Origin of the sequence: Pseudomonas sp. B3(2017), assembly GCF_002113595.1 — a bacterium.
Classification (GTDB): Bacteria; Pseudomonadota; Gammaproteobacteria; order Pseudomonadales; family Pseudomonadaceae; genus Aquipseudomonas; species Aquipseudomonas ekonensis.
Genome location: NZ_NEIU01000013.1, coordinates 50,081 through 69,268 on the forward strand (window position 1 = coordinate 50,081; position 19,188 = coordinate 69,268).

The 19,188-nt window shown below is 66.6% G+C and carries 15 protein-coding genes; 7 read left to right on the forward strand and 8 right to left on the reverse strand.

Going from position 1 to position 19,188, the window contains the following annotated elements; translation table 11 throughout:
• Nucleotides 1-59: 59 nt before the first annotated feature.
• The 8 genes from CAG33_RS18875 to CAG33_RS18910 form a co-directional block, all read right to left on the reverse strand.
• Entirely contained in the window at nt 60-806 is a 747-nt protein-coding gene (locus CAG33_RS18875; RefSeq protein WP_085582502.1) for an SDR family oxidoreductase, read from the reverse strand.
• Between the two features lie 123 nt (nt 807-929).
• Nucleotides 930-3,014: a bifunctional diguanylate cyclase/phosphodiesterase gene (locus CAG33_RS18880; RefSeq protein ID WP_085582500.1), complete on the reverse strand. Its 2,085-nt coding sequence runs from the start codon at nt 3,012-3,014 to the stop codon at nt 930-932.
• Between the two features lie 244 nt (nt 3,015-3,258).
• Nucleotides 3,259-4,728: an efflux transporter outer membrane subunit gene (locus CAG33_RS18885; protein ID WP_085582498.1), complete on the reverse strand. Its 1,470-nt coding sequence runs from the start codon at nt 4,726-4,728 to the stop codon at nt 3,259-3,261.
• Nucleotides 4,725-7,832, reverse strand: a complete 3,108-nt coding sequence (locus CAG33_RS18890) for an efflux RND transporter permease subunit (protein ID WP_085582496.1) — start codon at nt 7,830-7,832, stop codon at nt 4,725-4,727. Before CAG33_RS18890 ends, CAG33_RS18885 begins: the two co-directional genes overlap by 4 nt.
• 85 nt (nt 7,833-7,917) lie before the next feature.
• The gene (locus CAG33_RS18895) at nt 7,918-11,016 is read right to left on the reverse strand and encodes an MdtB/MuxB family multidrug efflux RND transporter permease subunit (protein ID WP_085582494.1); all 3,099 of its coding nucleotides are present in this window, start codon (nt 11,014-11,016) and stop codon (nt 7,918-7,920) included.
• The gene (locus tag CAG33_RS18900; RefSeq protein ID WP_085632745.1) at nt 11,013-12,320 is read right to left on the reverse strand and encodes an MdtA/MuxA family multidrug efflux RND transporter periplasmic adaptor subunit; all 1,308 of its coding nucleotides are present in this window, start codon (nt 12,318-12,320) and stop codon (nt 11,013-11,015) included. The genes CAG33_RS18895 and CAG33_RS18900 overlap by 4 nt, the downstream gene beginning before the upstream one ends.
• A gap of 190 nt (nt 12,321-12,510) precedes the next feature.
• Nucleotides 12,511-13,011 carry a thiol peroxidase gene (gene tpx, locus CAG33_RS18905; protein WP_085640024.1) on the reverse strand — a complete coding sequence of 167 codons (501 nt, stop codon included), beginning with the start codon at nt 13,009-13,011 and terminating at the stop codon, nt 12,511-12,513.
• Between the two features lie 236 nt (nt 13,012-13,247).
• Complete coding sequence (locus tag CAG33_RS18910; RefSeq protein ID WP_085640027.1) at nt 13,248-13,691, reverse strand: polyketide cyclase; 444 nt, start codon at nt 13,689-13,691, stop codon at nt 13,248-13,250.
• A gap of 134 nt (nt 13,692-13,825) precedes the next feature.
• On the opposite strand from CAG33_RS18910, the gene CAG33_RS18915 reads away from it, so the two are divergent.
• From CAG33_RS18915 to CAG33_RS18945, 7 genes are all read left to right on the forward strand, one after another.
• Nucleotides 13,826-14,251: a YciI family protein gene (locus CAG33_RS18915; RefSeq protein WP_085640030.1), complete on the forward strand. Its 426-nt coding sequence runs from the start codon at nt 13,826-13,828 to the stop codon at nt 14,249-14,251.
• A 197-nt stretch (nt 14,252-14,448) separates the two neighbouring features.
• Nucleotides 14,449-14,673 (forward strand): hypothetical protein, encoded by a 225-nt coding sequence (locus tag CAG33_RS18920; RefSeq protein ID WP_085582484.1) that lies wholly within the window; start codon nt 14,449-14,451, stop codon nt 14,671-14,673.
• Between the two features lie 12 nt (nt 14,674-14,685).
• On the forward strand, nt 14,686-15,636 hold the full coding sequence (locus CAG33_RS18925; protein ID WP_085640034.1) for a transporter: 951 nt from the start codon (nt 14,686-14,688) through the stop codon (nt 15,634-15,636).
• A gap of 54 nt (nt 15,637-15,690) precedes the next feature.
• Nucleotides 15,691-16,671, forward strand: coding sequence for a MoxR family ATPase (locus CAG33_RS18930; RefSeq protein ID WP_085632749.1), 981 nt, complete (start codon nt 15,691-15,693; stop codon nt 16,669-16,671).
• An 8-nt stretch (nt 16,672-16,679) separates the two neighbouring features.
• Nucleotides 16,680-17,618, forward strand: a complete 939-nt coding sequence (locus CAG33_RS18935) for a DUF58 domain-containing protein (RefSeq protein ID WP_085640037.1) — start codon at nt 16,680-16,682, stop codon at nt 17,616-17,618.
• Nucleotides 17,615-18,208: a DUF4381 domain-containing protein gene (locus CAG33_RS18940; protein ID WP_085640040.1), complete on the forward strand. Its 594-nt coding sequence runs from the start codon at nt 17,615-17,617 to the stop codon at nt 18,206-18,208. The genes CAG33_RS18935 and CAG33_RS18940 overlap by 4 nt, the downstream gene beginning before the upstream one ends.
• Nucleotides 18,195-19,187 carry a VWA domain-containing protein gene (locus tag CAG33_RS18945; protein WP_085640044.1) on the forward strand — a complete coding sequence of 331 codons (993 nt, stop codon included), beginning with the start codon at nt 18,195-18,197 and terminating at the stop codon, nt 19,185-19,187. Before CAG33_RS18940 ends, CAG33_RS18945 begins: the two co-directional genes overlap by 14 nt.
• Nucleotide 19,188: the final 1 nt, after the last annotated feature.

A 19,188-nucleotide genomic window follows, 5' to 3' on the forward strand; every position in this document is an offset into this window, starting at 1 on the left:
CACGGGGTGCCGTTGCCGGCCTCTTCGCCAGCAAGGCCGCCGGTCAAGCGTCGGTGAACCTAGCGCCCGCCGCCCAAATCGACAAAGGTACCGGTGGCGTAGGACGCCTTGTCCGACAGCAGCCAGACAATCGCCTCCGCCACCTCGTCCGGCCGCCCGCCCCGCGCCATCGGAATCGCCGACTCCAACTTGCTGACCCGGTCCGGATCGCCGCTCAGGGCATGAAAATCGGTGTAGATGTAGCCCGGCCGCACCGCGTTGACCCGGATGCCCTCGCCCGCCACTTCCTTGGACAGACCGATGGTGAAGGTGTCCAGCGCGCCCTTGGAGGCCGCGTAGTCGACGTATTCGTTGGGCGAGCCCAGGCGGGCGGCCACCGACGAGACGTTGACGATGCTGCCGCCCTGCCCGCCGTGCTTGGGCGACATGCGCAGGATCGCGTGCTTGGCGCAGAGGATCGGCGCCAGCACGTTGGTTTTCATGATCTTGAGGATGCGGAACTCGGACATTTCGTCGACCCGCGACTTGTGGCCGACCGTGCCGGCATTGTTCACCAGCGCCGTGACCCGGCCCAGCTCCGTGTCGACCCGGTGGAACAGGGCGACCACTTCGTCCTCGATGCTGACATCGGCCCGCACCGCGATGGCCTGCGCCCCCATGGCCCGCACCTGGTCGAGCACCTGGTGGGCAGCCTGCTCGTCGGCCTGGTAGTTGATGCAGATCCGGTAGCCCTGCGCGGCGGCCAACAGCGCCGTGGCGGCTCCGATCCCGCGCCCCCCGCCGGTGATCACAATGACTTTATCCATGCTGGCTATCCCCCGATGCACACGTGACAGTCGAGGCAAGAATAACCGTCATCGGCGGGTTTTGCATGGCTGCACATTGCCCCACGGGCGATCGCCGTGGCGACGGCGCTTGCTCGCGCCGGGTCAGCCCGTCGCTTGACGCTCGCTGCGCTGGTGCACGCCTTGCAGGAAGTGCTCCGCCGGCATCGGGTGCCCCAGCAGGTAGCCCTGCAGCGAATCGCAACCCAGTTGGGTGAGGAAGTCCTGCTGCACACCGGTCTCGACCCCTTCGGCGACGATCCGCAGCCCCAGCGCCTGCCCCAGCGCGACGATCGCCGAGACGATGGCGGCGTCATCGCTGTCGTGCTCCAGGTCACGCACGAAACCGCGATCGATCTTCAGCTCGTTGGCCGGCAGGCGCTTGAGGTACATCAGGCTCGAATAGCCGGTGCCGAAGTCGTCGATGGACAGGTCGACGCCCATGTCCGACAGCTCCTGCAGCACCGTCATGCTGGCGTCGGCATCGTTCATGGCCGTGGTCTCGGTGATTTCCAGGGTCAGGCTGTTGGCCGGCAGATGATGGGTGGCCAGAGCCTTGGCCACGCTCTGCACCAGGCCCGAGTGGCAGAACTGCAGCGCCGAGAGATTCACCGCGATCCGCCAGTCGGTGTAGCCCAGCACATACCATTCGCGCATCTGCCGGCAGGCTTCGTTGAGCACCCACTCGCCGATGGGAATGATCAGACCGGTCTTCTCGGCCAGGTCGATGAACTTGTCCGGCATCAGCATGCCGTCGGTGGGGTGCTGCCAACGCAACAGCGCCTCGGCGCCGACCGGGCGGCCGTCGGCGGCGTCGAACTTGGGCTGGTAATGCAGGCTGAACTGGTGGTGCTCCAGGGCCGCGCGCAGATCCTGCAACAGCTGCAATTGCTTGCGGGCGTTGCTGTTCATCGAGGCGTCAAAGAAGCTGTAGCCGTTCTTGCCGCCGCCCTTGGCGTGATACATCGCCGCGTCGGCGTTCATCAGCAGTTCCTGGGCGCTCTGGCCGTTGCCTGGGTACAGGGCGATGCCGACGCTGGCGGAAATCTGCAGCTCGTGGTCGGCCACCCGGAACGACTGCGCGATCAGCCCCACCTGACGGGCCGCCAGGCCCAAGGCATCGTCGGGCTCGTTCAGGCGCACCAGCAGGACGAATTCGTCGCCGCCGATGCGCGCCAGGGTGTCCATGCTGCGCAGGTCCTGGCGCAGGCGCGCGGCCACTTCGCGCAGCAACTGGTCGCCCATGTGGTGGCCGAAGGCGTCGTTGACCGGCTTGAAGCCGTCCAGGTCAATGAACATCAGGGCGAAGCAGGCGCCCTGCTCCTGCACTTTTTTCATGGCCTGATTGATCCGGTCGTCCAGCAGCATGCGGTTAGGCAGGCCGGTCAGGGTGTCGTGCAGGGCCAGTTGGGTGAGTTCGCGGTTGGCCACGGTCAGGGAATGGGCCAGGTCGGCGGTGCGCGCCTCAAGGCGGGCGTCGAGGATCGAGGTCAGCAAGGCGATGGCCAGCACCGCCAGGGTGGTGATCAGCACCAGGTTGTCCAGGCCGTTGCCGTTCAGGCCGTCGAGCGCGGCGCCGCAGAAGCTGCCTTCGGGAAACCGCGCCGCCGCCATGCCGGTGTAGTGCATGCCGACGATCGCGATGCCCATGATGATCGCCGCCCCGGCGCGGAACAGCCGCACGTAGGGCGAATGCTGGCGCAGGCGGAAGGCGATCCACAGCGCCGCCGCCGAGGCGCCGACGGCGATCATCAGGGAGGCGCCGAACAGCGTCGGGTCGTAGTCGATCCCCGGCGTCATGCGCATGGCCGCCATGCCGGTGTAGTGCATGGCGCTGATGCCGGCGCCCATGACCAAGGCGCCGACGCCCAACTGCCAGGCCGGGAGCTTCGGCTGGCTGACCAGCCACAGGGCAAAGCCGCTGGACAGCACCGCGATCAGCAGCGACAGCGCCGTGATCGCAATGTCGTAGCCCAGGCTGATCGGCAGCTTGAAGGCGAGCATGCCGATGAAATGCATCGACCAGACGCCGATGCCCATGGCGAACGCACCGCCTGCGGTCCACAGATGCACGGCCCGCCCCTTGGCGGTGGCGATGCGCCCGGTGAGGTCGAGGGCGGTGTAGGACGCCAGGATCGCGACACACAGCGAAATGAAAACCAGGGTGAAGGAATAGCTACCGATGAGCATGACGATTCTCGTGGCCACCCCGCCGCGGTCAGTCCATTAGGGGCGGGGCAAATGCGCCGATTGTACTGATTGCGCGGAAGAACGCACTGACTAAGTAATCAATTGGCCATCAAGCCGATGAAACGCTTGTTTGATGAGTGTGAACGGCTCTGGAACGACGTTTGGGGGCTGACCGCGGCGAGGCAGTTTGCTCCCGCAGCAGCCCCCGAAAGTCTGTGAACGCCTTGGCGATCCACAAGCGCCCTCAGCGGCTGTCGCTCATCTCCAATTGACCGTCCCAACCGCCCCCGAGCGCCGCGATCAGTTGCACGCTGGCGATCAGGCGGCTCTGCAGCACGTTCAGCACGCTGCGCTCGTTGCTCAGCGCGGTGGCCTGGACCACCACCACGTCGATGTAGGCGATGAGGCCGGCCTTGTACTGGTTCTCGGTCAGGCGCAGGGAGTCCCGCGCCGCGTCGAGGGCTTCCTGGCGCACGCCCGCCTCGTTCTCGTACACCTTGAGCTGCACCAGGTAGTTCTCCACCTCGCGGAAGGCGTCCAGCACCGTCTGCCGGTACTTGGCCACAGTCTGGTCGTATACGGCCTCAGTGCGGTCGACCTCCGCCGAGCGGCGGCCGCCGTCGAAGAGCGGCAGGTTGAGCTTGGGGCCCACCGACCAGAAGCGGTTCGGCAGGCTGATCAGGTCCCTGGACGTACTGCTGCTGTAGCCGCCGCTCAGGCTCAGGGTCAGGTCCGGGTAATAGGCGGCCTTCGCCACGCCGATGTTGGCGTTGGCGGCCATCACCGAGCGTTCGGCCGAGGCGATGTCCGGGCGCCGCTCCAGCAGTTGCGACGGCAGGCTCAACGGAATCTGCGGCAGTTTCGGGATGTCCTGGGTCTCGGCCAGCTTAAACTGCGCCGGCGGCTGGCCGGTCAGCACCGCGATGGCGTTCTCGAACTGCGCCCGCTGCCAGATCAGATCCACCAGATCGGCCTGGGTGGTCTTCAGCTGCGTCTGGGCCTGGGCCACCGCGTCACGCCCGGAGACGCCGGCGTTGTACTGGTTCATGGTCATCTTGAGCGAGCGCTCGTAGGCCGCCACGGTCGACTCCAGCAAACGCTTCTGCTGATCGATCACCCGCAGTTGCAGGTAGTTCTGCACCAGTTCCGACTGCTGGCTCAGGCGCATCGCCGCAAGGTCCGCAAAGCTGGCTTGGGCGCTGGCCTCGTCGGCCTCCAGCCCACGGCGCAGCTTGCCCCAGATGTCGGCCTCCCAGCTCACGCCCAATTGGGTGTTGTAGGTATCGCGGATGCCGCTGGAGGAACTGCTCAGGCTTGAACTGCTGCTCCCGGTGCCTTGGCTGGAGCGGGTCTTGCCGGCGCTGAGGTCGATGCTCGGGTAGAACGCGCCGCGCGCGTCACGCACCAGGGCCTGGGCCTGGCGGTACTGGGCTTCGGACTGGGCGACGGTCTGGTTGGCGCTGTTGAGCTTCTCGATCAGTTCGTTGAGCTGGCGGTCGCCGTACAGCTCCCACCAGGCGCCGCGGGCCAGCGAGTCGCTGGGGCTGGCCTGGCGCCAGCCCTCGGCTTCCTTGTACTGGGCGATCTCGGCGGTCTGCGGGCGCTGGTAGTCCGGGCCGACGGCGCAGGCGCTGAGCATCGCCACGCACAGCGACAGGCTCAGCAGACGCGAGCCGCGGACGGTGGCCAGTTGGATAAGCGAACGGTCAGTCATAGCGGAGTTTCCAGAGCGGCATCGGTGCGCACGCCACGCCATTTATTGAAGCGGTGGCGCAGCTTGTCGAGATAGAGGTAGACCACCGGGGTGGTGTAAAGGGTCAGCACCTGGCTGAAGACCAGCCCGCCGATGATCGTCAGGCCCAGCGGCTGGCGCATTTCGGCGCCTTCGGCCCGGCTGAGCAGCAGCGGCAAGGCGCCGAGGATCGCCGCCAGCGTGGTCATCAGGATCGGCCGCAGGCGTTGCAGGCAGGCGCTGCGGATCGATTCCAGCGGCGACAGGCCGTCATGGCGCTCCAGTTGCAGCGCCAGGTCGATCATCAGGATCGCGTTCTTCTTCACCACGCCGATCAGCAGGAACAGCCCGAGCAGCGAAATCAGGCTGAACTCGCCGCCCAGCGCGTAGATCGACAGCAACGCGCCGACCCCGGCCGACGGCAGCGTGGACAGGATGGTCAGCGGGTGGATGTAGCTTTCGTACAGCACGCCCAGCACCAGGTACACCGCCAGCAGCGCACCGAGGATCATGAACGGCTGGCTCTTCTGGGTGGCGGCAAAGGCGTCGGCAGTGCCGGCCACCTTCACGATCACGTCTTCCGGCAGGCCGACCTTGGCGATGGCCCGCTCGATGGCGGCGGTGCCCTGCTCCACCGTCACGCCTTCGGCCATGTCGAAGGAAATGCTTTCGGAGGCGAACTGGCCTTCATGACTGACCCGGTCGTCTTCCAGGCTGCTTTCGTAGTGGGCGATGGTCGACAGCGGCACCCGTGCGCCGTCGGCGGTGATGACCTGCACCTGGTTGAGCGTCACCGGATCCTGGGCGTACTTCGGATTGACTTCCATCACCACCCGGTACTGGTTGAGGCTGTCGTAGATGGTGGAGATCTGCCGCTGGCTGTAGGCGTTGTTGAGCACGGCGGTGACCATGTCCATGTCGATGCCCAGGCGCTTGGCCTGGTCGCGGTCGACGATCAGCGTCACCTGCTGCGCCCCGCGGCCCTCGCGGGCGTCGATGGCGGTCAGTTCCGGCAAGGCCCGCAGCGCCGTGACCACTTTCGGATACCACTCGCGCAGCGCACCCAGATCGCCGCTCTGCAGGATGTAGGAATACTGCGAGGTGGTCTGTTCGCGGCCGCCGCCGAACTGCAGGTCCTGGTCGGCCATCAGCATCAGTTGCGCACCGGCGACCTTGGGCATTTCCTTGCGCAGGCGCTCGATGACCTTCTGCGCCGACAGGTTGCGCTCCTTGATCGGCTTCAGGCGCACGAGCATGAACGCGTTGTTGGTGCCGTTGCTGCCGCCGATGAAGCCGGCGACGCTCTCCACCGCCTCGTCCTTGAGCACCGCCCGACGGAAGATCTCCATCTTGGGCTGCATCACGCTGAACGACAGGCCGTCGTCGCCGCGCACGAAACCGATCAGTTGGCCGGTGTCCTGCTGCGGCATGAAGGTCTTGGGCACCACCACGTACAGCGCGACGTTGACGCCGACGGTGACGATCAGGCTCAACAGCGTCAGGCGCCGGTGGCGCAGCACCCAGTCGAGGCTGGTGGCGTACTTGCCGACCATCCAGTCGTTGGTGCGCCGGCTCCAGCGCTGCAGGCGGTTCTCCTGCCCCGGCACATGGGGCTTGAGCCAGCGGGCGCAGAGCATCGGCGTGAGGGTCAGGGACACCACCAGGGAAACGACGATGGCCGCCGCCAACGTGATGGAGAACTCACGGAACAGGCTTTCGATGATCCCGCCCATGAACAGGATCGACAGGAACACCGCGACCAGCGACACGTTCATCGACAGCAGGGTGAAGCCGACTTCCTTGGCCCCCAGGTACGCCGCCCGCATCGGCTTGATGCCTTCGTCGATGTGCCGGGAAATGTTCTCCAGCACCACGATGGCATCGTCCACCACCAGCCCGGTGGCGAGGATCAGCGCCATCAGCGACAGGTTGTTCAGCGAGAAGCCGTACAGGTACATCACCGCGAAGGTGCCCACCAGCGACACCGGGACTGCCAGGGTCGGGATCAGCGAGGCGCGGAAATTGCCCAGGAACAGGAACACCACCAGGATCACCAGCGCCACGGCGATCAGCAGGGTCATCTCGGCCTCGTGCAGGGTCGCCTTGATCACCGGCGAGCGGTCCATCGCCAGGTTGAGTTTGACGCTGGCCGGCAGCACCGCCTGCAACGCCGGCAGTTGGGCCTTGATCTCGTTGACCGTCTCGATGATGTTGGCCCCGGCCTGGCGGTTGATCACCAGCAGCACCGCCGCGTCATCGTTGAAGAACCCGCTGTTGTAGCGGTCCTCGACGCCGTCGCTGACCTTGGCCACGTCCTTGAGGCGCAGGGCCGCGCCGTCGGCGTAGTGGATGATCAGCGACTCGTAGTCCTTGGCCTTCTCCAACTGATCGTTGGCCTGGATCTGCCACAGGCGCTGGCCGTCTTCGACCGAGCCCTTGGGCCGGCGCACGTTGGCCCCGTCGATGGTCTTGCGCACGTCGTCCAGGGACACGCCGTACTGGTTCAGGGCCTGGGGCTCCAGCTCGACGCGCACCGCCGGCAGGGAACTGCCGCCGATCTGCACCTCGCCCACGCCCTGCACCTGGGACAGGCTCTGGGACAGGATGGTCGAGGCCAGGTCGTAGAGCTGCCCCTTCTCCAGCACGTCGGAGGTCAGCGACAGCACCATGATCGGCGCCTGGGACGGGTTGACCTTCTTGTAGGTCGGCATGCTGCGCATGCCGCTGGGCAGCAGGTTGCGCGAGGCGTTGATCGCCGCCTGCACTTCCCGCGCCGCGCCGTTGATGTCGCGGTCGAGGTCGAACTGCAGGATGACCCGGGTCGACCCTTGGCTGGAGCGGCTGCTCATGGTGTTGACGCCGGCGATGGCGCCGAACGAGCGCTCCAGCGGCGTGGCCACCGTCGAGGCCATGACCTCGGGGCTGGCGCCGGGCAGGCTGGCCTGCACCACGATCACCGGGAAGTCCATCTGCGGCAGCGGCGACACCGGCAGCAGGCCGAAGCTCACGCCGCCCAGCAGCATGATCGCCAGGCTCAGCAGCATGGTCGCCACGGGGCGCTTGATGAATGGGCCGGACAGGTTCATCGGCCTGCGCTCCCGGCGCCGGTGCCGAACCTCACGGCCCCTTCGCGGGCAAGCCCGCTCCCACTGGGTTTGCGGTTGGACAGGCTCACACCGCCACCTCTTCTTCGGTTGCGGACTTGCCGAAGCGACGCCCCAACCGGTCGAAGTACAGGTAGATCACCGGTGTGGTGAACAACGTCAGCACTTGGCTGGCCAGCAGGCCGCCGACCATCACCAGGCCCAGCGGTTGGCGCAGCTCGGCGCCGGAGCCGGTGGCCAGCATCAGCGGCACCGCACCGAACAGCGCGGCCAGGGTGGTCATCAGGATCGGCCGGAAGCGCAGCAGCGCCGCCTGGTAGATCGCCTGCTCGGGCGCCATGCCCTGGTGGCGTTCGGCGTCCAGGGCGAAGTCGATCATCATGATCGCGTTCTTCTTGACGATGCCGATCAGCAGGATGATGCCGATGATCGCGATCATGCCCAGGTCGTTGCCGCTGAGCAGCAGCGCCAGCAAGGCGCCGACCGCCGCCGACGGCAGGGTCGAGAGGATCGTGACCGGGTGGATGTAGCTCTCGTACAGCACGCCCAGCACGATGTACATGGTCACCACGGCCGCCAGGATCAGCAGCAAGGTGCTCGACAACGAGGCCTGGAACGCCTCGGCCGCGCCCTGGAAGCGGGTCTGCACGCCCAGCGGCATGCCGATGTCCTTCTGCACCTGCTCGATGATGTCGACCGCCTGCCCCAGCGCCACGCCCGGCGCCAGGTTGAAGGACATCATCACCGCCGGGAACTGGCCGATATGGGTGATCGCCAGTTGCGCCTGGCGCTCTTCGACGCGGGCCAGGCTCGACAGGCGCACCTGGGCCCCGTCGGTGGTCTTGACGTGGATCTGGTCCAGCGCCTGCGGGCCGATCTTCTCCCCGGCCTGGGCCTGGAGTACCACGCGGTACTGGCTGGCCTGGGTGTAGATGGTGGAGATCTGCCGCTGGCCGAACGCGTCGTACAGCGCGTCGGTGATGTTCGACACCGACACGCCCAGGCGCGAGGCCGCGTCGCGGTCGATCACCAGGTACACCTGCAGGCCCTTGTCCTGCAGATCGCTGGCGACGTCGGTCAGTTCGGGACGTTGGGCCAGGGCGTCGACCAGGCGCTTGCTCCACAGGCTCAGCAGGTCGGCGTCCGGCGAGGACATGCTGAACTGGTACTGGGTGCGACTGACCCGGTCTTCGATGGTCAGGTCCTGCACCGGCTGCATGAACAGGCGGATGCCCACCAGTTTGTCCACCTGGGGCTGCAGCCGGGCGATCACGTCGGCGGCGCTCAGGTCACGTTCGCGGTGCGGCTTGAGGTTGATCAGCAGGCGGCCGCTGTTGAGCGTGGCGTTGTCGCCGTCCACGCCGATGTAGGACGACAGGCTTTCCACCGCCGGATCGTCGAGGATCACCTTGGCCAGCGCCTGCTGGCGCTCGCCCATGGCGGCGAAGGAAATCGACTGCGGCGCCTCGGAAATGCCCTGGATCACCCCGGTGTCCTGCACCGGGAAGAACCCCTTGGGCACCGCCATGTACAGGAACACGGTCAGCGCCAGGGTGCCGACAGCCACCAGCAGCGTCAGCGGCTGGTGCCGGAGCACCCACTGCAGCATCCGGCCGTAGACGGCGATCATCCAGTCGATGAATTCGCCGCTGGCCCGGTAGAAGCGGCCCTGCTCGTGTGCCTCCGGCTCGCGCTTGAGCAGGCGGGCGCACATCATCGGCGTCAGGGTCAGCGACACCACGAGGGAAATCAGGATGGCCACGGCCAGGGTGATGGCGAACTCGCGGAACAGCCGGCCGACCACATCGGCCATGAACAGCAGCGGAATCAGCACGGCGATCAGCGACAGGGTCAGGGAGATCAAGGTGAAGCCGATCTGCTTGGCGCCCTTGAGCGCGGCCTGCATCGGGCTGTCGCCTTCCTCGATGAACCGGGCGATGTTCTCCAGCATCACGATCGCGTCGTCCACCACGAAACCGGTGGCGATGGTCAGGGCCATCAGGGTCAGGTTGTTCACCGAGAACCCGGCCAGGTACATCACGCCGAAGGTGCCGATCAGCGACAGCGGCACCGCCACCGACGGGATCACCGTGGCGCTGGCCCGGCGCAGGAACAGGAACGTCACCATCACCACCAGGGCGATGGCGATCAGCAGTTCGTGCTGCACGTCGGTGACCGAGGCGCGGATGGTCTGGGTGCGGTCGGTGAGCACCGTGACCTCAAGGCCCGCCGGCAGGTTGTCGGTGATGCTCGGCAGCAGCGCCTTGATCCGGTCGACCACCTCGATCACGTTGGCGCCGGGCTGGCGCTGGATGTTGAGCAGCACAGCCTGGTTCTGGTTGGCCCAGGCGGCCAGCCGTTCGTTTTCGGCGCCGTCGACGATCTGCGCGACGTCCTTGAGCCGCAGCGGCGCGCCGTTCTTGTAGGCCAGGATCAGGTTGGCGTAGTCCTCGGGGGACTTGAGCTGGTCGTTGGCGTCGAGCATCGACACCCGGGTCGGGCCGTCGAAGTTGCCCTTGGGCTGGTTGACGTTGGACGCGCCGATCAGGGTGCGCACGTCCGACAGGTTCAGGCTGTTGGCCGCGAGTGCCTCGGGGTTGACCTTGATCCGCACCGCCTGGCGCTGGCCGCCGGCGATGCTGACCATGCCGACGCCGCTGATCTGGGCGATCTTCTGCGCCATGCGCGTGTCGACCAGGTCGTTGAGCTTGGGCAGCAGCATGGTCTTGGAGGTGATGGCCAGGGTCAGCACCGGGGTGTCCGCCGGGTTGACCTTGTTGTACACCGGCGGCGCCGGCAGGTCGCTCGGCAACAGGTTGGTGGCGGCGTTGATCGCGGCCTGCACCTGCTGTTCGGCGACGTCCATGTTGATGTCGAGGCTGAAGCGCAGGGTCAGCACCGAGGCGCCGCCGGAACTGGTGGAAGCCATCTGCGTCAGGCCGGGCATCTGCCCGAACTGGCGCTCCAGCGGTGCGGTCACGGCGCTGGTCATCACGTCGGGGCTGGCGCCGGGGTACAGGGTCATGACCCGGATGGTCGGATAGTCGACCTGAGGCAGGGCCGACACCGGCAGCAAGCGGTAAGCGATCAGGCCGGCCAGAACGATGGCCAGCATGCTGAGGGTGGTGGCGACCGGGCGAAGGATGAACAGCCGTGAGATGTTCATGCGCCCTTCTTGGCCTTGTCGCCGGCGGGCGCTTCAGGGGCGCCGGACGCGGACTTGCCCTGCAGGTGCCCGGTCGGGGTGGCCGGCACGTCCTGGCTGTCGTTGACCACTTCCACCTCACTGCCTTCCTTCAGGCGGTCGGTGCCTTCCAGCACGACGCGGTCGCCGGGCGCCAGGCCTTCGGTGACCACGGTGTTGTCGCCGTCGCTGGCGCCGATCTTCAACTGACGCAGAGTGACCTTCTTGTCCCCGTCCATGGCATAGACGAAGGTGCCGTTGGTGCCGAACTGGATCGCCGCCGACGGGGCCAGCAGCACGCCCTTGAGGGTGTCGGCCAGCAGGTGGACGTTGACGAACTGGTTGGGGAACAGCGACTGGTCACGGTTGTCGTAGCGCGCCTTGAACTTGAGGGTGCCGGTGGCCACGTCGATCTGGTTGTCCAGGCTCTGCAGCACGCCGGTGGCCTGCAGGCGGGTGTCGCCGCGGTCCCAGGCCTCGGCCGGCAGCTTGGCGCCGCTGCGGTAGCGGGCGAGCACGGTGTCGAGGCTGTTTTCCGGCAAGGTGAAGGCGACGCTGATCGGTTGGGTCTGGGTGATCACCGCCAGGGCCGTGGTGTCGTTGGCCGCCACCAGGTTGCCGACGTCGAGCTGACGCAGGCCGACGCGACCGGCGATCGGCGCGCGGATCTTGGTGAATTCGAGATTGAGCTTGGCGTCGTTGACCGCCGCCTGATTGGTCTTGACCGTGCCCAGGTACTGGCCGACCAGCGCCTCGGCGGTGTCCAGGGTCTGCTTGGCGATGCTGTCTTCCTTGTACAGGCCGCGGTAGCGCTCGACATCGACCTGGGCGTTCTTCAGCTGCGCCTGGTTCTGCAGCAGGGTGCCCTCGGCCTGGAGCAAGGCGTTCTGGTACGGGCGCGGGTCGATTTCAGCCAGCAAGTCGCCGGCCTTGACCATCTGCCCCTCTTCGAACCAGATCTTCACCACCTCGCCGCCGACCCGGCTGCGCACGTTGATGGTGTTGAGCGCGGTCACCGTGCCGAGCGCCTTGTAGTACAGCGGGAAATCCCCCTTGACCACCGGCGCGACACGCACCGGCACCGGCCCCGAGCCGCCGCCGAACCCCGGACGCATCATCCCCGAACGGCCGGTGTGGCCGGCCTGGGCCTTCTCGCCGCCCTCCTTGTGGGCGGTGCCGGCGGGCCAGAATTTCCAGCACAGGCCGGCGACGGCCACCAACACAAGCAGGCTGAGCAGCCAGCGACGGGAATGACGGGGGGACGATTGCATGGAGTGATTGACCATAGGGCGCGTGGGCTTCTGTTACGGGAGGCTGAACGATAAGCACTGGTGGGGATTAAGCAAAGCGGCTTTACCGGCAATTTACCTTCAACTTACGTTTCAAGGTGTGAGCCAAGAGACTGATACACAAATGAAAACGGCCTGGACAGGGCCAGGCCGTTAACAATTGTAAAAGCGGTGTTCGAAGCGTGGGTTACTTCAGGACAGCCAGGGCCGCTTCGTAGTTTGGCTCATCGGCGATTTCGCCGACCAGTTCACTGTGCAGCACCTTGTCGTTCTCGTCCAGCACCACGACGGCGCGGGCGGTCAGGCCTTTGAGCGGGCCTTCGGCGATGGCAACGCCGTAGTTCTGGATGAACTCGGCACCGCGCAGGGTCGACAGGTTCTTCACATTGGTCAGACCTTCAGCGCCGCAGAAGCGAGCCTGGGCAAATGGCAGGTCAGCCGAGATGCACAGCACCACGGTGTTGGCGATGTCGTTGGCCTGGGCGTTGAACTTGCGTACCGAGGTGGCGCAGGTCGGGGTGTCGACGCTCGGGAAGATGTTCAGCACTTTGCGCTTGCCGGCGAAGCTCGACAGGGAAACGTCGGCCAGCCCTTCGCCTACCAGAGAAAAGGCGGGCGCCTGGGAACCGGCTTGCGGCAACTGGCCGTCGACTTGAACCGGGTTGCCTTTGAGGGTGACTTGAGCCATGAACGGAATCCTTCTGAACGTATTGAATGTTTTGTTGGACAGCATGCAAGAGGCCGAAGTTAACCACGAAATGCGCCGGCGACCTATGCCCGGACTGAAATTGTCATGTTTCGGCACACAAAACTGGATACAACTGCCCCCATTCATCTGTAGGAGCGAGCCTGCTCGCGATGTCCGACCGCCACCGTCGCAGTGACTGATCCGGCTCCATCGCGAGCAGGCTCGCGCCTACAGGGCTATGCGAGCAACCGCAGCATGTTGCGGTGCCGCGCCTCGAAGATCCGCCGCATGTAGCCGTTCACCAGCAGGCGTTCGCTGAAGGCGCCGCCGATGGCCGAGTAGGTCACCCGGTCGGTGTACAGCGTACCGCCCTCGCCCGGCGCCACCCGGTGTTCGTGGCGGAAGGCGCGCAACGGCCCCTTGAGCATTTCATCGACGAAATGGCTGTCCCCGGCCTCGCGGATGGTCACCGTCCAGTCCGACGGGATGAGGTTGAACATCCAGTGGCGAAAGCGAAACTGCCGCCCGGCCTCGATCCGCAGGTCGTTCAGGTCGATGTCGCCCAACGGCGCGATGCCTTCGGGAAAGATCTTCGGGAAATTGACGCCTTCCAGGCAGAAGTCCAGCACCTGCGACGGCGTACGGCCGGGAATCAGGGTGGTGAGTTCCAGAACGGGCATGGCGGAGGGTTCCTTGGGTGGGCCGGCATTTGTCAAAACGCAGGCGGGCATCTTTTATTTAGCGACGCTGTCGATTCCAGCCTCCGGCGTTCGACTAAGTGGCAAATATCCCACCCCCAGCGGAGATTCACACCATGCGATTCATGATCATCGTCAAAGCCAGCCAGGACTCCGAAGCCGGCGTCATGCCCAGCGAAGAGCTGCTCACCGCCATGGGCAACTACAACGAGGAACTGGCCAAGGCCGGGATCCTGGTCTCGGCCGACGGCCTGCACCCCAGCAGCAAGGGCGCCCGGGTGCGTTTCTCCGGCGACAAGCGCAGCGTGATCGACGGCCCCTTCGCCGAAACCAAAGAGCTGATCGCCGGCTACTGGATCTGGGAGGTGAAATCCCGGGACGAAGCCATCGAATGGGTCAAGCGCTGCCCCAACCCGATGCCGGGCACCGACGCCGAAATCGAGATCCGCCAGGTGTTCAGCGCCGAGGACTTCGGCGCCGAGTTCACCCCCGAACTGCGCGAGCAGGAAGAGCGCATCCGCGAACAGGCGAAAAAGCACTGAACCCTTCAGGGCGGGGGCGCCGTCCCCTGCCCTTGCCCGACGTCTCCCCTCCCAAAGAATTAATCCCTGCGACTGGATAACCCCTCATTTGCTGCTAGCGTCAACAGACACTATCCACCGGCGTGAATGGAAAAGGTTCACATCGCTGCACCCAGGAATTCCGTGCCTTCCAGTACGCCACCAGGGAATCGGGAACTATGTCGAAGACAGTGGAAATCTTCGCCTTGCTGTCGACGCCTTCGCCAGCGGCCGCTGCGTGCGGCCGGCCTGGGCTGGCCCTCAGGCTCGCCGGCTACGGCCTGATGCTCACGTTCGTCAGTTGCGGCGTCGGCGCCCGTGACTTCACCGCCGGTTCCCAGGCCGCTCCGCACGTCGCCACCGCTGAACGCACCGCTCCCTCCACGACCCTTCCACACCCCTGAGCGGAGCCGTCCATGGCCAAACCCTGCGTCGTGCGCCCGCTGCTGGCGCTGTGCATGTTCTGCCCGGCGATGGCCTGGTCGGTCGAGGGCGGCGTCGGCCGCCCCATCACCGGCCAGCAGGTGTTCTCCAACGCCGGGGTGGTGCCGCCCGCGCCCGGCTGGGTCATGTCGCTGACCAGCATCTGGTACGACGGCGACATCAAGGGCAGCCGCGGCGCGCCGATCTCCGGTGCGGTCAGCGCCGGGATCGACATGAAAGTCTCCTACACCCTGGCCAACCTCACCCACGTCTGGGACACCGGCCAGGGCCGCTGGAACTATGCCTCGGCCATCGGCGTGCCGGTGCAGTACACCGACGTCACCGCCAGCGTCACCGGCCCGCGCGGACGCACCCTCGGCACGGGCGATGCCGCCACCCAGTTCGCCGATGCGCTGGTGACGCCGATCGCCGCCGGCTATCACTTCGACGAACTCAACCACATCGCCTTTTCCCTGCCGGTCTACGTGCCCACCGGGGCCTACGACAAAGACCGGCTCGCCAACGCCGGGCAGAACACCTACACCTTCATGCCCACCGTGGCCTTCACCCACCTGGACGGCAAGGGCGGCGAGTTCACCGTCTCAAGCGGGCTGGAGTTCTACACCCGCAACGACGCCACCGACTACCGCAACGGCACCCTCTTCACCCTCGATGCGATGTGGACACGCGGCTTGGGCAACGGCTGGAACGCCGGGCTGGCAGCCGGTTACGTGCAGCAGATCAGCGACGACAAGGGCGACACCGCCGACACGCTCAACGGCTTTCGCGGGCGCTCCGTGGGCGCCGGCCCCGTGGTCGGCTGGAGCGGCAAGTTCGCCGACGCCCAGGCCAGCGTCAACGCCCGCTGGGTGCCGGAGTTTGACACCAAGAACCGTCCGGAGGGCAACGGCGTCGCGGTCAACCTGACGCTGGCGTTTTTCTAGTTCCGCCGGGCGGTGCCGGTTTTTGTACGATGTCCTGAGTTAAGGAAACGCCTCATGACTGCACTGACTGACCTCAACGCGCTGCAAGCGAACATGGCCGAAGCGGTGCTCGGCCAGGACCGGGTGATCCGCCAGATCCTGCTCGGCCTGCTCGCCAACGGTCATCTGCTGCTGGAAAGCCTGCCGGGGCTGGCCAAGACCCGCACGGTCAAGGCGCTGTCCCGGCACCTGGACGCGAAGATGAGCCGCATTCAGTTCACCCCGGATCTGTTGCCCTCGGACATCACCGGCGCCGAAGTGCTGCACCAGGTCGAGGGCCGTAACGAGATCCGCTTCCAGCCGGGGCCGCTGTTCGGCAACCTGATCCTCGCCGACGAGATCAACCGCGCCCCGGCCAAGGTGCAGGCCGCCCTGCTCGAAGCCATGGAGGAACGGCAGATCACCGTGGCCGGCAACAGCCATGCGCTGCCGGATCTGTTCATCGTGGTGGCCACCCAGAACCCCATCGAACAGGAAGGCACCTACCCGCTGCCGGAAGCGCAGATGGACCGGTTCCTGATGAAGGTGCTGCTGGACTACCCCAGCGCCGAGGACGAAAGCCAGGTGCTGCGCCTGCTGCGCGCCGAGGAGTCCGCCCAGGTCGCGAACGCCTCCCCGGCCAACGGTTTCAACCTGGCCCAGGAGGTGATCTTCGCCGCCCGCCGGGAAGTCAGCGCGGTGCACGTCTCCCCGGCGATCGACCGTTACCTGATCGACCTGATCAACGCCACCCGCCATCCCGCCGACTACGACGAAGACCTGGGCCGCTGGATCGCCATCGGCGCCAGCCCCCGGGGCGGCATCGGCCTGGACCGTTGCGCCCGGGCCGACGCCTGGCTGCAGGGCCAGGACTTCGTGTCGCCGGACAATGTGCGCGCCGTGCTGCACCCGGTGCTGCGCCACCGTCTGCAGTTGAGCTACGACGCGGTGGCCGACGGCGTCAGCGCCGATCAGGTGCTCGACCGGATCCTCGACCGCGTGGCGATTCCCGCCTGAGGTGACCTATGGACAGCAGCGACGGACGGGTCTACGTGTCGCTGGCGCAACTGATGGCGCTGGAATTTCAGGCCCGTGGCCTGAGCTTTCCGGCCCGCCAGCCGCGCAGCAGCATCCTGTCCGGCAGCCATGCCTCGCGCCTGCGCGGGCGCGGCCTGAACTTCGATGAGTTGCGCCGCTACCAACCCGGCGACGACCTGCGCCACCTGGACTGGCGCGCCTCCTTGCGCACCGGCAGACCGGTGGTGCGCACCTTCACCGAGGAGCGCGACCGGCCGGCGCTGATCGTGGTCGATCAGCGCATGTCGATGTTCTTCGGCTCCCGCCGCAGCTTCAAGTCCGCCCTCGCCGCCGAACTCGGCGCGCTGGCGGCGTGGATGGTGTTTCACGCCGGCGACCGGGTCGGCGGGCTGGTGTTCAACGACCGCTCAATCGAAACCGTCGCACCGTTGCACAGCCGCCAGCGGGTGCAAGCGCTGTGCAGCCGCATGGTCGAGCAGAACAACGCCCTCAATGCCGGCAATCCGGACGCCGAGGACGAGGATCAGTTGGACAAGGCTTTGCTGCGCTGCCTGGCGCTGGCCGGCCACGACCATTTGATCTGCATCGTCAGCGACTTCGCCGGGGCCGGCGACCGCACCCTGCAACAGCTGCGGAGATTGGCGACGCACAACGACGTGATCGCCTTGCAGGTCTACGACCCGATGGCCCTGAAGCTGCCGGACCGGGGCCGGTTGCGGGTGACCCAAGGCCGCTTGCAGGTGGAGCTGGCCGTCGGGCAACGCCACGTTCACCAGCCGCTGGAGGATTTCTTCAGCGGCCGGCTCAAGGATGTCGCCGACCTGCTGCGGCGCAGCCAGGTGCCGCTGATGATGTTCAGCACCGCCGAAGAGGCGTCTGTGCAGTTGCGCAGCGAACTCGGCAAATCCGCCGGCCCGCGGCCATGAATCCGAACGTGCCGGACATCGCCCAGCTCAAGGAGCTGGGCCTGCCCGCGCCGGTCAGCTATGCGCCGCAGACCTGGGGCTGGTGGGCGTTGTTGGCGCTGCTGCTGGCGGCCACGGCCCTGATCGGCTTTCGCCGTTACCGGCAGTGGCAGCGCAACCGCTACCGTCGCGAAGCGCTGCTGCGCCTGGCGCAACTGCGCAGCCGCAGCGACGACCTGCGCGCCTTGCGCGAACTGCCGGAGCTGCTCAAGCGCGTCGCCCTCTCCATGCCCGTTCCCGCCCGCAAAACCCACCTTGCGGGAGCAGGCGTACCCGCGAAGAGGCCGGTACATTCGACATCGGTGTTGTCTGAGCGGACGCCTTCGCGGGCAAGCCCGCTCCCACAGGGGCCTGCGGCGCTGGGCGACCGCGAATGGCAGCGTTTTCTGGAGCAGCATTGCGCCAGTCCGCTCCCCCCTGACTTCAGCCACCGCCTCGGCCAGCTCGCCTACGCCCCGGACACGGTGCTGCAAGCCCTCCCCGAGGCGCAGCGGCAAACGCTGTTCGACCTCTGCCAGACCTGGGTGGAGCGTCATCATGTGGCAGCTTGACTACCCTTGGCTATTGCTGGCGCTGCCGCTGCCGTGGCTGGCCTACCGCTGGCTGCCGCCCTACCGCGAAGCCCGCAGCGCGGTGCGTGTGCCCTTCTTCGGCGCCCTGAGCCGCGCCGTGGGCCAGAGGCCCGACACCGCCGGCAGCCGCCGCAACCGCGCACAACTGGCCCTCAATGTCGTGGTGTGGGGGTTGCTCCTGCTCGCCGCCACCCGCCCGGTCTACGTGGAATCCCCCCTCGAACGCCGTCAGCCGGTGCGCGACCTGATGCTGGCCATCGACCTCTCGCAGTCGATGGAAACCGAAGACTTCACCGATCCCGAAGGCCGCAAGACCAATCGCCTGGCGGCGGTCAAAGACGTGGTGCGCGGCTTCATCGACAAGCGCAAGGACGACCGCCTGGGCCTGATCGTGTTCGGCAGCGGCGCCTACCCCCAGGCCCCGCTGACCCTCGACCACGCCAGCCTGTCGCTGCTGCTGGACGACACCGGCATCGGCATGGCCGGCCCCAACACCGCCATCGGCGACGCCATCGGCCTGAGCCTGAAACTGCTGGAGCAGGCCCACGAACAGGAGAAAGTGCTGATCCTGCTCACCGACGGCAACGACACCAGCAGCGCCATCACCCCAGACCATGCCGCCGAGATGGCGGCGGACAAAGGTGTAGTGATCCATACCATCGGCATCGGCGATCCGGACGCGTCCGGGGAAGCCAAGGTCAATCTGCGCAGCCTGGAACAGATCGCCAAGACCACCGGCGGCCGGTTCTTCCGCGCCGAGGACCGCGCAGCCCTGGATGAGGTCTACGACACCCTGGACCGCCTCACCCCGCATCAGGTGAAGACCCTCAGCCACCGGCCGAAACGGGCGCTGTTCCAGTGGCCGCTGGGCGCGGCGCTCGCGCTGCTGGCGGTGTATCACCTCGGTGCGGCGCTGCGGCCACGGTTGGCGCTGCTGCACCAGCGGCAGGAGGCTTGAG

Excerpts from the sequence above, each read along its gene's own strand:
- CAG33_RS18890 (WP_085582496.1), bottom strand. The coding sequence starts at position 7,832 with ATGAACCTGTCCGGCCCATTCATCAAGCGCCCCGTGGCGACCATGCTG.
- CAG33_RS18910 (WP_085640027.1), bottom strand. The coding sequence starts at position 13,691 with ATGCCCGTTCTGGAACTCACCACCCTGATTCCCGGCCGTACGCCGTCG.
- CAG33_RS18940 (WP_085640040.1), top strand. The coding sequence starts at position 17,615 with ATGAATCCGAACGTGCCGGACATCGCCCAGCTCAAGGAGCTGGGCCTG.
- tpx (WP_085640024.1), bottom strand. The coding sequence starts at position 13,011 with ATGGCTCAAGTCACCCTCAAAGGCAACCCGGTTCAAGTCGACGGCCAG.
- CAG33_RS18915 (WP_085640030.1), top strand. The coding sequence starts at position 13,826 with ATGCGATTCATGATCATCGTCAAAGCCAGCCAGGACTCCGAAGCCGGC.
- CAG33_RS18900 (WP_085632745.1), bottom strand. The coding sequence starts at position 12,320 with ATGGTCAATCACTCCATGCAATCGTCCCCCCGTCATTCCCGTCGCTGG.
- CAG33_RS18930 (WP_085632749.1), top strand. The coding sequence starts at position 15,691 with ATGACTGCACTGACTGACCTCAACGCGCTGCAAGCGAACATGGCCGAA.
- CAG33_RS18880 (WP_085582500.1), bottom strand. The coding sequence starts at position 3,014 with ATGCTCATCGGTAGCTATTCCTTCACCCTGGTTTTCATTTCGCTGTGT.
- CAG33_RS18935 (WP_085640037.1), top strand. The coding sequence starts at position 16,680 with ATGGACAGCAGCGACGGACGGGTCTACGTGTCGCTGGCGCAACTGATG.
- CAG33_RS18885 (WP_085582498.1), bottom strand. The coding sequence starts at position 4,728 with ATGACTGACCGTTCGCTTATCCAACTGGCCACCGTCCGCGGCTCGCGT.
- CAG33_RS18925 (WP_085640034.1), top strand. The coding sequence starts at position 14,686 with ATGGCCAAACCCTGCGTCGTGCGCCCGCTGCTGGCGCTGTGCATGTTC.
- CAG33_RS18945 (WP_085640044.1), top strand. The coding sequence starts at position 18,195 with ATGTGGCAGCTTGACTACCCTTGGCTATTGCTGGCGCTGCCGCTGCCG.
- CAG33_RS18895 (WP_085582494.1), bottom strand. The coding sequence starts at position 11,016 with ATGAACATCTCACGGCTGTTCATCCTTCGCCCGGTCGCCACCACCCTC.
- CAG33_RS18875 (WP_085582502.1), bottom strand. The coding sequence starts at position 806 with ATGGATAAAGTCATTGTGATCACCGGCGGGGGGCGCGGGATCGGAGCC.
- CAG33_RS18920 (WP_085582484.1), top strand. The coding sequence starts at position 14,449 with ATGTCGAAGACAGTGGAAATCTTCGCCTTGCTGTCGACGCCTTCGCCA.